Annotated in this window: 17 protein-coding genes; 4 read left to right on the forward strand and 13 right to left on the reverse strand. The window is 59.7% G+C overall.

All coding sequences use genetic code 11. From position 1 onward, the window contains the following. Positions 1 to 24: 24 nt before the first annotated feature. The 3 genes from ABIE56_RS18340 (at position 25) to ABIE56_RS18350 (ending at position 2,714) form a co-directional block, all read left to right on the forward strand. Positions 25 to 1,557: an MFS transporter gene (locus ABIE56_RS18340; RefSeq protein ID WP_429245240.1), complete on the forward strand. Its 1,533-nt coding sequence runs from the start codon at positions 25 to 27 to the stop codon at positions 1,555 to 1,557. Between the two features lie 22 nt (positions 1,558 to 1,579). Continuing rightward, a complete protein-coding gene (locus ABIE56_RS18345; protein WP_429245241.1) occupies positions 1,580 to 2,086 on the forward strand; it encodes a DinB family protein in 507 nt (168 codons plus the stop codon). Between the two features lie 151 nt (positions 2,087 to 2,237). Further along, positions 2,238 to 2,714 carry a VOC family protein gene (locus tag ABIE56_RS18350; protein ID WP_429245242.1) on the forward strand — a complete coding sequence of 159 codons (477 nt, stop codon included), beginning with the start codon at positions 2,238 to 2,240 and terminating at the stop codon, positions 2,712 to 2,714. 804 nt (positions 2,715 to 3,518) lie between these two features. Here ABIE56_RS18350 and ABIE56_RS18355 read toward each other — a convergent pair. From ABIE56_RS18355 to ABIE56_RS18370, 4 genes are all read right to left on the reverse strand, one after another. Beyond that, positions 3,519 to 3,806, reverse strand: coding sequence for a hypothetical protein (locus ABIE56_RS18355; protein WP_429245243.1), 288 nt, complete (start codon positions 3,804 to 3,806; stop codon positions 3,519 to 3,521). Next, a complete protein-coding gene (locus ABIE56_RS18360; protein WP_429245244.1) occupies positions 3,803 to 4,546 on the reverse strand; it encodes a hypothetical protein in 744 nt (247 codons plus the stop codon). Before ABIE56_RS18360 ends, ABIE56_RS18355 begins: the two co-directional genes overlap by 4 nt. A gap of 207 nt (positions 4,547 to 4,753) precedes the next feature. After that, positions 4,754 to 5,029 carry an immunity protein Tsi6 family protein gene (locus ABIE56_RS18365; RefSeq protein ID WP_429245245.1) on the reverse strand — a complete coding sequence of 92 codons (276 nt, stop codon included), beginning with the start codon at positions 5,027 to 5,029 and terminating at the stop codon, positions 4,754 to 4,756. Beyond that, the gene (locus ABIE56_RS18370; protein WP_429245246.1) at positions 5,026 to 5,508 is read right to left on the reverse strand and encodes a CHC2 zinc finger domain-containing protein; all 483 of its coding nucleotides are present in this window, start codon (positions 5,506 to 5,508) and stop codon (positions 5,026 to 5,028) included. Before ABIE56_RS18370 ends, ABIE56_RS18365 begins: the two co-directional genes overlap by 4 nt. A 145-nt stretch (positions 5,509 to 5,653) precedes the next feature. Here ABIE56_RS18370 and ABIE56_RS18375 point away from each other — a divergent pair, with 145 nt between their 5' ends. After that, complete coding sequence (locus ABIE56_RS18375) at positions 5,654 to 6,007, forward strand: helix-turn-helix domain-containing protein (protein WP_429245247.1); 354 nt, start codon at positions 5,654 to 5,656, stop codon at positions 6,005 to 6,007. 260 nt (positions 6,008 to 6,267) lie between these two features. On the opposite strand, the gene ABIE56_RS18380 is transcribed toward ABIE56_RS18375, so the two are convergent. From ABIE56_RS18380 to ABIE56_RS18420, 9 genes are all read right to left on the reverse strand, one after another. Beyond that, the gene (locus ABIE56_RS18380) at positions 6,268 to 6,705 is read right to left on the reverse strand and encodes a hypothetical protein (RefSeq protein ID WP_429245248.1); all 438 of its coding nucleotides are present in this window, start codon (positions 6,703 to 6,705) and stop codon (positions 6,268 to 6,270) included. A 74-nt stretch (positions 6,706 to 6,779) separates the two neighbouring features. Then, entirely contained in the window at positions 6,780 to 6,983 is a 204-nt protein-coding gene (locus ABIE56_RS18385) for an antitoxin Xre/MbcA/ParS toxin-binding domain-containing protein (RefSeq protein ID WP_429245249.1), read from the reverse strand. Between the two features lie 74 nt (positions 6,984 to 7,057). Beyond that, positions 7,058 to 7,399 (reverse strand): hypothetical protein, encoded by a 342-nt coding sequence (locus ABIE56_RS18390; protein WP_429245250.1) that lies wholly within the window; start codon positions 7,397 to 7,399, stop codon positions 7,058 to 7,060. A gap of 22 nt (positions 7,400 to 7,421) precedes the next feature. Further along, the gene (locus ABIE56_RS18395; protein WP_429245251.1) at positions 7,422 to 7,697 is read right to left on the reverse strand and encodes a hypothetical protein; all 276 of its coding nucleotides are present in this window, start codon (positions 7,695 to 7,697) and stop codon (positions 7,422 to 7,424) included. After that, positions 7,682 to 9,262: a hypothetical protein gene (locus ABIE56_RS18400; RefSeq protein WP_429245252.1), complete on the reverse strand. Its 1,581-nt coding sequence runs from the start codon at positions 9,260 to 9,262 to the stop codon at positions 7,682 to 7,684. The genes ABIE56_RS18395 and ABIE56_RS18400 overlap by 16 nt, the downstream gene beginning before the upstream one ends. Positions 9,263 to 9,332: 70 nt before the next feature. Continuing rightward, entirely contained in the window at positions 9,333 to 9,911 is a 579-nt protein-coding gene (locus ABIE56_RS18405; RefSeq protein ID WP_429245253.1) for an SMI1/KNR4 family protein, read from the reverse strand. 4 nt (positions 9,912 to 9,915) lie between these two features. Next, positions 9,916 to 10,329 (reverse strand): NucA/NucB deoxyribonuclease domain-containing protein, encoded by a 414-nt coding sequence (locus ABIE56_RS18410; protein ID WP_429245254.1) that lies wholly within the window; start codon positions 10,327 to 10,329, stop codon positions 9,916 to 9,918. Positions 10,330 to 10,982: 653 nt separating this feature from the next. Beyond that, complete coding sequence (locus ABIE56_RS18415) at positions 10,983 to 11,228, reverse strand: hypothetical protein (RefSeq protein WP_429245255.1); 246 nt, start codon at positions 11,226 to 11,228, stop codon at positions 10,983 to 10,985. Between the two features lie 10 nt (positions 11,229 to 11,238). Next, a complete protein-coding gene (locus ABIE56_RS18420) occupies positions 11,239 to 11,910 on the reverse strand; it encodes a LysM peptidoglycan-binding domain-containing protein (RefSeq protein WP_429245256.1) in 672 nt (223 codons plus the stop codon). Positions 11,911 to 11,928 lie beyond the last annotated feature (18 nt).

Here is an 11,928-nt window from a genome sequence, read left to right on the forward strand (position 1 = left end):
GGCACATTCCCAAGGTCTCCCGCCATGTCCCTACCTGTCTCGCGCAATACGCTGGCACTCATCGGTGTCTGCCTTGCCTCCTTGCTATTCGGCCTGGAGATTTCCAGCGTGCCCGTGGTCCTTTCCAAACTGAAGGACGTGCTCGGTGCAGATTTCCGCGATCTGCAGTGGATCATGAATGCCTACACCATCGCCTGTACGACAGTGTTGATGGCAACGGGTACGTTGGCGGATCGCTTCGGCCGCAAGCGGGTGATGGCAATCACGACGATCACCTTTGGCGTGGCCTCGCTGCTTTGTGGACTGTCGACGAGTGCCGGTGCATTAATCGCCGCGCGTTTCCTGCAGGGCCTGGCCGGCGGCGCGATGTTCACCTGCAGCGTCGCGGTGCTGTCGCATCAGTTCCAGGATGGCAAGGCGCGCGGCCGCGCCTTCGTGGCCTGGAGCGTCATCTCGGGTATCGGCCTGGGATTTGGTCCGGCGATCGGCGGGCTCATCGTGGCACTGGCGGATTGGCAGTGGGTGTTCCTGGTCCATGTGCCGTTGGCGGTGATCGCGCTGCTGTTCATCGGCGTGGGCGTCACCGAATCGCGTGATCCTGAAGCGGGCAAACTCGACCTCGCAGGCATCATCACGCTTTCGCTTGCGGTGTTTGGCTTCTCCTACCTGATTACCCAGGGTGGTGAACTGAGCGGTGGCCTGCGCGTCACTATCGGGCTTGCCTCGCTGCTCGCCTTTGCCGGCTTCCTGTGGGCGGAGCGGGTCAGCTCGCACCCCATGTTCGATTTCTCCGTGTTCCGCATCCGTCCGTTCTCGGGCGCGATCATGGGCGGTATCGGCATGAACTTCAGCTACTGGCCCTTCATCATCTACCTGCCGATCTATTTCTCCAGCGGGCTTGGCTACGACGCGACCACCACGGGCACGTTGCTGCTCGCGTACACCATCCCGTTCATGCTGATGCCGCCCGTGGCGGAGTTCATCCGCGCACGCTTTGGTGCGCGGGTGGCCATTCCCCTTGGGCTGCTGACCCTGGGCGTGGGCTTTCTTGCCATGCGCGTGGGCGCCGGCGCTGAGGCCGCGAGCTGGAAGACGCTGTTACCGGGGTCGCTTATCGCGGGCGTGGGCATTGGCTTGACCAACTCGCCAACCACGAACACCACCACCGGCTCGGTGTCGCCCGACCGCGCGGGCATGGCCTCGGGCATCGATATCAGTGCACGGCTGATTACCCTGGCCATCAACATCGCGGTGTTCGGGCTGCTGCTGGTGGAAGGGATTCATGCGTATTTGAAGGCGACCCTTGGCGAGGCCACCGACCCTGCGCAACTGCGCGCAGCCGCCGAGCGCATCGCGGGTGGCGATATATCCGCTCTCACCGGCACCATGGCAGGCGTGCCTGCCTCAGTCGCCCACGATGCACTGGTGCACGGCTTCGGCTGGCTTATGCTCTATGGCGGCCTCGGCGCCATCGTACTGGCCATGCTTAGCTTCACGATGTTTGGCCCTGGCAGCCTACGCCAGGCATCCGCCCGGCCTTGTTCCGAAACGCCGTAACCCCTGGACCCGCGAGCCCGCCATGCCTAACACCACCCTCTCAGCGCTGTTCGCCCAGAAAGCCTTCGCCAACGCCGCCCTGCTCGACAAGCTGGACGGTTTTACCGACACGCACCCGGAAGAGAACGTGATGTGCCGGCGCACCCTGAACCACGCGCTGGTCGTGGACCGGGTGTTCAAGGGCCACCTCACCGGCGAACCCCATGGCATGACCGCGACCAACACACCGGAAACACCAAGCCTTGCCGAGTTGCGCGAAGCGGTGACGGCCATGGACCAGTGGTACCAGGCCTATGTCGCCGGGATCGCCGCCGACGCCCTGGCCGAAGAAGTGGCCTTCGTGTTCACCGACGGCCAGAACGGCCGCATGAGCCGCGACGAAATCCTCCACCATGTTACCCAACACGGCGCCTACCACCGCGGCAACGTAGGCCAGGTGCTCCGCACCCTCGGCATCACCCCAAGCCCCGACACCCTGACCTCGTTCCTGCACACGCGCGAACCCTCACGCCGCGACCCCCCCCTGTAGGAGCGCGCTCGCGCGCGAAGGGTGCTCGCGGTAGACCCGGATCGCGCGCGAGCGCGCTCCTACAAGAGCCACCGGCGTCAGGGGAAAGCGCGCCAAGACGCGGCAGCGCGGCCACGACATCGTGGGGCTTTCCACCCACCGGGACCCCGTCATGGCCGCGTACGAGCCCTTCCCCTTCCCGCTCACCTTCGAGATCGTCGTCATTCCGGTGGCCGACCCCGACCGGTCCAAGGATTTCTACAGTCGCCTCGGTTGGCGGCTGGATGCGGACTTCGCCAACGACAAAGGCTTCCGGGTTATCCAGTTCACCCCGCCGCAATCGGCGTGCTCGGTGCACTTTGGCGACAAGATGACGGAAGCCGCGCCGGGATCGGTTCGCGGGCTGCACCTCGTCGCGCGTGACGTGGTGGCAGTACGCGATGAGCTGCGCCGTCGCGGCATCGAAACCAGCGAGGTGTTCCACGACGCTGACGGTTTGTTCCACCACGGCGGGAACCACAACCGCGTGGATGGGCCGAACCCGGAGCGGAAGACCTACTCATCGTTTCTGTCGTTCAACGATCCCGACGGGAATGAGTGGGTGGTGCAGGAGATTACTGATCGGTTGCCTGGGAGGCTTTGGGACTAGCGTGCGACTACGTTGACCAGCGGACCGTCGCGCAGCCCGCACCGTCGAACCCTATTTGCTTCCGACGTATCGGTTGGAGACCGGCACCGCTTGCGATAAAAACCTAGACGGCAATCGGTCACCAGCGTTCGTGAGCCATTCGCGGCATGCCAACTTCGTGATGCACGTCAAGTTCGCGCGACTCACCCACCGGATGAGTCCGCGCTCCATCAGGATTAAAGGACGATGCGACTGACTCCAAAGTTAGCTGCTCCAACAATCTTGGCGCATTCGCTATGTCTTGAGGATTGGTCGGGGAGCTATCGGCTGTCGTGTTTGGAACAAAGAAAAGCGGCCCGTGACCGCTTGTCCTTACCAAGGATCAATTCGCGCGCACTCCAGCTCAACTAGATCGCCACTTTTTAGACCGCCAGGAAGACCTTCGTCTGCTACGAGATGGATGCCTCCCACCCTCAAGAGTTGCGCGATTGGATCAACCATCGTCGCAACAACTTTGTACGAAAGACCTTCTTCCGACAGCCTCGCGAATCCCACCTCGGATATATCGCTTCGCATTGCGTCTCTTACACCAAAAAGATGAAGAGGGACTGAGATAGGGTCGCCAACTCGTCCGTTGAATGGCTGTGAGAATGCGCGGCAAACAAGATGCCCGTCAGTGATATCCACCTCCGCCTCTGACGCCGCCTCCGAAAGCCAGCGTATTCTCTGAATCTTCATAAAATTCGCCAATTAATTGTACGGAGGCCGCCACAGCCGATGAGAATTTCGGCTAGTTAGATCTGTACTTATGAGTCTTGGCTGACCCTACCAACCAATACCGGCGGCGGCTTCACCCGCCCCGATGATGACATGCCCGACCAGCTCGAGTTCGGCCAGCCCGGTCGCGGCAAAGATGCCTCCCGCAACGGCTGCGCCACCGCTGGATGCCGCCAACGAACCCGCAGCCACGAGCGCCTGGTTCGTATCGTGGTGCATCGCGGCTTGAAGGCGAACGGGATCCTGGCTCACGTTGTAATCGTGTATCCGGTCCACGAAGTCCTGGGCGTGCTGCTTCACGTCCGCCAGGTGCACTGCGTAGTCGGCATTGGTCATGCCCGGTGAACGGGCGGCGTCAGATGCGATTTCGTAGTACTGGTGGTACGCCGTATCCGAGGATTGCGACTCGGGGTGGGCGAAGCCGGCATAGTCTGCCCAGTCGTTGATCGACCCTCGCCACTGGGCTTCCGTCGGGCTTTGGGCCCGACCGAGGCGAATGCAGCCGGGGCCATGTCCTGAACCGGCTGACTGGCTTCGAGGCTTGGCGCACCGAAGTCGTCCGTGGCACCTACGCCACCGAAGTCGATGGGCGGTAGCGTGCTGGTCGGAAGCGAATCCGAAGGCAGATGCAGGAACCTGTTGGGGATTCCGTCCGTCCGCCCCTCGAGATCGGCAGTGCGCCAGTGAATCGGCGACGGTGCGCTCTGACCGTGACCAAGTTTCCCGGCGAGCGACATCTGGCCGTGCACCACACTCAACGAGATGACCTGGCTAAGCGGGACGTTGGGCCTAAGGTCGGCCGTCACGCGGATCGTACCCAACTGCACCGCTGCCTCATCGGTGATCAGGCGACCATCCTGCGTCTCCCTCAGCCTGCCGTACTGCAGGCCGTTATTCTGAGCGGGGCCGTCTCCCTGGACCTGATCGACCGGGTCGACGAAATAGCGGTTGTTCGAGGTGTTGGGTCGGGCTGTGTAGCCGCCCGCGTCACCGTAGGGCGCCGGTGCCCGGCTGTATCCACCGCCACTGTTATCGGCAAGCGAGGTCGGCGCACCTTCATTCGCGAAGTTGCCCACCTCCACATCACCCGGGAACGGGTTCGTGTCCGCCAGAAGCGGATCTGGGGCGTCACGCGGAAGCTGGCTCTCCGGAGAATCTCGCGGGCGCTCGACATGTCGGCATCGTCGGTGGCATAGCTCATCAACTTCTCTGTGCGTAACATCGGTAGCGGATCATCGTTCTACCGATGTCACGTGCTCGTCATGGACCGACGAGCCAATCAGCTACACCTTTAAACCCTTTGACATCTTCGTGGCGATCAACTGGGCATCTTTCAGCGCTGCAGCAAACTCTGGATCGCTCTCTTCAAACTCTCTGGCACCATAGTGACCAATCATGATGTCCCTCAATCGACTGCGATCTGTTTCAAGGCCACGCAGTACGTCAGCCACATACTCCAACTGCGTCGCTATCGATTGATATATAGAGAATGACGGAACCTCTGTCACCCTGGCCTTGGCCAGAGTGAGCGCGTTCATCACGGTTTCTAGCGAATTCATTTCCGGCACCTAATTAATGTGGCCACTTGCACTGCTGGCAAAGTCTTCCTATCCCAACATGCAACATCATCACTATCTGGACGGCGGGCGAATGGCACGAGATCTCGACTTGGGAAACGCCTCTTCATTCGCTCACACCTGACGCGCAGCCAATTCCCATCAAGGATTTGCCATGGGCCAACGTCACGCAGTCCTGATTGAACTGCGCGTGAAAATTCTTCCGGATACGAAAACCATTCTGGCAATTCGCTTGACTTGAGAGTATCAGTGACCATTAGTGAGAAGAACCCGTGTAAGGTGAGCCATATCTTCTTCGTCGGCGTCACGATCAGCGAGGGTGTCGCATCCTCGTGGAAGGGGCCGCAGCCCGCATAGTCCTTGCCCTGCTTCTTCAGCGCGGTCCCATCGGCCTCGATCAACCCGATCAGCAATACCTGCTGCTTGATCTGCTCGATCTCGTGTTCCGGGATGCGGGCCATTCAGTGGGTCTCCGGCCAAGAACCTGTCAACGGGTTTTGAATAAAAATAGCTCGATGGCAGAGCACTCTGTTTCTGAGTATAGTCAACCAAGGTCCCGCGGAATTACGCCTATGCTCGGTGCATCCTTTCAAGCACGCGATGCCCATGGCAGCTAAGGAGAAGGCTTTCTACGAGCGCCTCGGCCGGCAGATTGCCGAGCGCCGCAAGGCGCAGGCGATCACCCAGGTCGAGCTAGCTCAGGCCTTGGGCATTGCCCAGCAGACGATGGCCCACTACGAGGGCGGCGTCTCCCGTATCACGGTCCCCCTGCTGTCGCCACTGGCCAGGGCGCTGGAGACGACCGTGGAGGAGCTGCTCGGCGAGTCGGATAAGCGCAGCGGCAAACGTGGACCGACACCCAAGCTGCAACAGCAGTTGGAGCAAGTCAGTCGATTGCCCAAGGCCAAGCAGATGGCCATCGCGCAGGTACTCGATTCGATGCTCGCCAACGCGCCGTAGCAGCTAAGCGATAACGATCACACCCTGACGGTGGGGCTTTCTTTTTCTCTCAAGACGATCACACACACCGCGCTCATCGCGAGCGAGGGGCTGTATAACAAATGTTTATACCTAAATGGCGTCAGATAAGGCTTTGCGGGGTGTCGTGTATATGCCGTGTAAACACCCACGCATGCATCATTTCTGCATATATGCCGCGCGATCAGGCACTTGGCGCACCCGCAGAGGTGCGTATGGTGTATGGCGGATCGGCTTAAGGGTTAAGGGACAAAAACGGGCCAAAAACACCTTAAAAAAGCTGCTCCGCACACACCAGGAAGGTCAGACACGATCCCGTGGCCCATCGGGCCACGACGCGATGCACGGATGATGCGATGTTGCTGCAACGATGATGCAGAGTTGCGGCAAAAATGATGCAGCGATGATGCAAACGGCCAGTGCGATGCCGGTGCGTACCACGCGCGCACAAGACGGCCGTAGAGCACGCGGGCGCGCGTGATCACCGCACGGTCACCAGCCTGGACGGCGCGGATACCGTCACGCAGCTGGTCAAGCATGCCTTCCAGATCCGCTAGGCGCCCCGCATCGGGCTGGCTGCACGACTTCTCCTGACGGACCTCGCCCAGGAACTTGCCTCGGCACAGGTAGAGGATCTCGCGGGCGCTCGACATGTCGGCATCATCGGTGGCGTAGCTCATCAACCTCTCCATGCGTGACATCAATAGCGGATGATCGCGCTACCGATGTCACGTGCTCGTCGTTGGCCATCGACTCAACCAACGTAACCGGACTCGAAGGATTGGATGTAGCCCAGCAGATCATCGGTGCGGCCTTCGGCGACAAGCTCTAGAGCAGTCTTGCCACCGAACGCTGCAATCGGTTCCTGCAGCCAGGCAACCGATTTGTCGTGATCGCCTGATATCGCCTCGGCGGCTTGCAGGACACGTTTCACAGCCAGATCAGGGGTAATGGCCACACAACGCTCCATCGACAAACCGAAGATAATTATAAAGAGAAAAACCCGCACAAGGCGGGCGTTCTGGTAGTTCGCTAGGCGTTATCGCCTTTACGTTCCTCGTACTCTTTGAACCGATTTGGAAACACAATTTCCTCAAAATCCTGCAACAAGTGCGCCCCCTTCTTCCTCTCACCCTGCTGGTAGGCCAACAGAGCATCCTTGAGAAGCTGCTGCAGTTTCTCCAACTGAGCAGGATCTTTGATCTTCTTCTCGACCAAAGGAAACCCTTCTTGGAGGATATCGAACGCGATCAGAAGATTTTTCTTCTGATCGCTGCCGAATGCCCCAACCGTTGGGAATCGGTCTGGGGCCGACAGGAGAGTGAATCCAATTCGATCACTCAAGTCTGAAAGCTTATTGATTCTCTGTGCCATAAATAATCCTCACCCTCAGACTTCAACGCGGCACCAGAACGCTGTAAGAGCCACCAAGCTCGGTTGGCCTCACGATAGTAATAGTGCTCCCGCCCGAATATTGGTAGAAGCCTCTCACCTGTGGCGTCGACCAAGTTTTGAAGCCCAAGGTTGCATCGTAGATCTGGTTTGCACCAGGAATATTCACATCTGGAATCCGGTACGACCCGCTACCAGCCGGATCACGCAAATAGCGGTACACCTGAATCAGCTGCCCCGTACCTTCATCAATACCCTCTCCCGTCAGCCATTCCTGCATCGCAGTTCGGGCATATTGATCCGTTCGAGTGCCAAGCACGGTCTGCTCCGAAACCCCTGATGGGACGCGCAATATTCCATCCTGAAGATCCTGCTTGGCCGCCGCATAGCCTTCGTCAACGAACCCCTGATATTTCGTATAGGCCGCATCCAGAACTCTTGCACCGAGGCATAACCCGACTTTCCGATCGAGGTTGCTGTCGTGTTTGGAACATTAGCACGATCGGCCCCACCAACGCTTTGTTGCCTTGACCCGACCGCCGAGTTTCCGACCTGACTAGCACGCGCATTGATTCCTTCGCGGGCCAACGCACCAGCCCCGATGACCCCACTGATTCCTTGGGCGACTTCACCGTACCGAGCCATCTCCTCAGGGCTCTTGTGCATGGCTGCGGCTAAGAGATAGCCCGCCGTATAGGGAATGCTGTTCTCCATTGGAACAAGGGGCCCGGTTCGCGCATCCAATTCGGCCTGGGCCGCCCTGTCCTGCGCGATCCGCTCATCCCTGTCAGGCACCTCATAGTTGGACAGCCGCGCGGTATTGCCCAGCTTTTTCAGGACGGAGTCGTCGGAGCGCCAGATATCGCTGAACTTGTCGCCCAGGTTGAAACGCGATGGCTCCCCCTCCTTCAGTGGCTGGCCAAACACATCGACGTCGCCCACGCCCGTGCCCATCTTGGCGAAGTTCCATAGGGCCTCCGGCGGCGGCGTGAATACGCCATCACCCAGGTAGGAAGCATCCGGGTAGACGTTCGAATTGTAGGCCTGCACGACCTGCCGGCCATTCAGCTCGCCGATGACCGGGTCACCAACGTGAACGCCATCGTCTTGCACGCTGGCACTCGTGTAACCGCTGTTCCGGCCATCGCCAAACGCGCCCAGAATGTCTTCCCGCAAGTCACCATCCAACTTACCCGTTGGCGTGCTTCGGTCGTCAAAGAGCTGCACGTTAGTGACATGGTCACTCCCGACCGAGGTGAACGCCTGGAACGGTGCAGGGCCCTCCTTCACGGTAGTCGGCCCGGCCGAGCCATAGGCGCCTTCCGGCTGAACGAAATACTGGCGTGGACTGCCGAAGGAGTCGGCGTCGTAGACACCTCCCATCCCGTCAGGCGTACTGAACGTGCCATTCGGCCGGTACGACGATGAGCTTGATGCGGCGGCGCCAAACCCGTAGTCCGCCTGGCCACGGTAACCGACGAGCCCGTCGTAGGCGTGGATGTCGCCACGCATGAGCGGCGCCGAGGCCGGGGTGTCGCCGAAGTCGATGTCACTGCTACTGAGGCGATCAGGCTGTGCCGGATCAATCGTAATGGGCGTGAGGTGATCAGCCTCGTACCCCTGAACCCCACGGATAGCCGCGTTACCGAGCGCCGTGCCTACGGCGCCCTCGGCGATGGATTCCCAGCTGGCCACATGCTTATCGCCCAGGGCACGGGTTGCCTCGCGCTGGAGGCCCCCAGACACGATGCTCCCCGCGATGTCCTGTGTGATGTTGCCCGCGGAAATCCCCGCCGACTGGCTCTGCTGTGAGTTCGGCCCAACGTCTCCCGCAGCATGGCGCATTGCAAGCCGCTCTCTTGAGTGGGAACGTCACCCTAGAGGACCCACCTCACCTATGGCGAGACCAGCTATTTCAATCGGCGTAATAGCTCAAATACGGGTTGAATTCTTTGGCAACCAACTCCGCCTTGAAATCGTCGGCCTCCAAGTAGCCATCCGATAGAAAGTAGATGCCCAGATCGTAGCACTTCGCGACTGATCGCATCATGGATCCCATACTTGCGAACTGAACGGGCGCATCCACCTCCCCAAGCCTAAAACCGATAACTGCACCGAATGTGGATGACGCGCCATCGCAATCCACGGCGAAGAAATCGCCTCCGCCATTGCCAAAGATCGGAAGCCATGCGGAGCTCCACCGCCTATCATCAGCAAATGACAAATGTGTGAGTAACGCATCTTCGAGCGATAGCCAGTAAAATCCTGGAAAATAGTGAACGTTGTCCAAGCCGTCACCGGGTCGCACGTCGGTCCCTCCGTGACACGCATACAGTGCCGCCAAATCGGATGAGGGGACTAAGGCCCTCTCAACAAGCGCACCCTGGATCACCTCTTTGGCGATACCTGGTAACAATTTCGACATTACCGGACGATGAAAATCTCGAAGATGAGAGTCGATACGGTCGACGCACTCTTGAATCGAATTTAGCATCACATCACTCCACGATTTCGACACGGAATGGATCGCCGCGCTTAAGATTGTACGTTTGATAGAACTGTGAAAGTTTACCACCCTGTATCGCCTGCTCCTCCCTAGGTACTGCCAGCACGCATGCGCCAGCCCCGCCTCGCTGAGACGAAGCGAAGGGATATTCGTCCAGCGACTGCCCAGGGTTCGGGACGCTTTGCCCTCCTAGCGCCGCGCGCCGATTCGCACTTATTTTCAACCGCCCTTCCAACCTGTTGAGTACGTCGGAATGGCCATCAGCGATGGCGTCCGCGGTGTCTGCAGTAGTATCGGGGGTCCGGCTTTTACTCACCAGTAGACGGGAAGATCCGACTCTGCGGTAATCGATGGCACCCTTACCAATGGATTTCGGAGCGGCAGCGCCGGAAGTGACACTAAACACCCCGTATCCACCGGCGACCGAAGCCGGTAAGTCGTACCCGTACCGAGACGTAGATAGTTCACGTCATTGACCGACTCCAGGGACAATCCGCGAATGGCGGACACGCCGGTCTCGATCGAACCTCCGCGATTACTTCCCCGGGCACGATGTCTATCTCTGGATCGATGCCGACGTGCTCGTGCAACAAACGCTGGTCGCGCACTGGTATGTCGATGGTGCGTTACAGCGCGGCATGGCACTCGTTCCACAAGTCCACCACGCGTACCGGCATACAGAACCTGCGTTCCACTGGCGCATGAACCGATTGACGGCGTACTTCGGCAAGGAGCGCGCGCGCCTCTCTTTGTCAGACGTACTACAACGCAGGGGTCTTCGCCCTCACGGAAGGCGCTCCGCACTGGGAGGTCTGGGCGAGGTATTTCCGAGAAGGCCTGACGCGCGCGATGGGCGTTTGTTTGCGATCAGACGGCGTTAAATGAGGCCGTTCATCGGGAGCAGTTGGGGGTTGCGGCGTTGCCGTCTACTGCGAGTTGGTTGGGTCATTTGGCGATGCCGGTGGAGAACGACAGCATGCACTTCGTTGAGCCTGAAGCACCGAATCGACTTCTAGGATTCGTGCATTTTTCAGCCGTGACGGTACGACGGCCGCCAAGCTAATTCTTTGGTGGCCACACTGGTGGTCGAATTTCACGCTCCGCGAAGTTTGCACGATTTGACTTTACGCCTTCAGCAAGCGTTTCGGCCCTTGCCAGGTCGGCCCTTATCCATTCCATCTCTGAGTTCGACAGACGAACACAGACGTCAACCTCGACGACCCCACCAATGAGCACCGTCATCACCCAGCCTTCCCCGTCGTCAAAAAGCACAAATGACCATGATTTCTCCGCGATGACGTTCATTTCTTCCTCCCTAGCACCCGTACCGCATCAATGAGATCAAACTCAACAAATGACCCCTTGGGGATCGCGTCAACGACTGCTTCAGAATACCCTGTCGGCAGTTTGCCCGCAGGTCGCCACAACGGATTTGCACCCTTTTCGTTTCCCGTCGGCATGCGCAGCCGCAAATCGCGCGGATTGGGCTGAGCCCGGCAGCAAGATCACTGTCGCCAGTGAGCGCATTAGCCGGGGCGACGATGTACCAGAGGTTGGCCTTGCCATAGACGGCCTGGGCGATGCTCTTGAGCGTATCGCCTTCCTGCACCACGTAATCGCCGCTGCCCGTGCCGCTGGAGAAGGCGGTGACCTGGCTGAGGACGTCCAGCGTGCTCTTCTCGTCGTAGTGCGCGATCTGCTGGCCGTTGACGTACACGTAGTGCTGGTTCTTCAGGCTTGGATCCGAACCCTGGTCGATGGCATTGCCATTGGCCGTGCCATCGCAGCGGGTGAGGATCTGGCCGTTGCCGTCGTACGAGAACGCGCGGACGGTATCGGCCACTGAGCCGTAGGCGTACTGGGTGTGCTGGGCGATGGCGATGCGCTCGCCGCGGACGTTGTAATAGCTCTCGTCCGTGGCCGGGCGCACGTTGGCCAGGTTGGTGATGTTCTGACCGCTGGTGGAGGACTCGAGGAGGCGCCCCACCGCGATCGCTAGCGATGA

The organism is Luteibacter sp. 621, from assembly GCF_050435445.1.
Lineage (GTDB): Bacteria > Pseudomonadota > Gammaproteobacteria > Xanthomonadales > Rhodanobacteraceae > Luteibacter.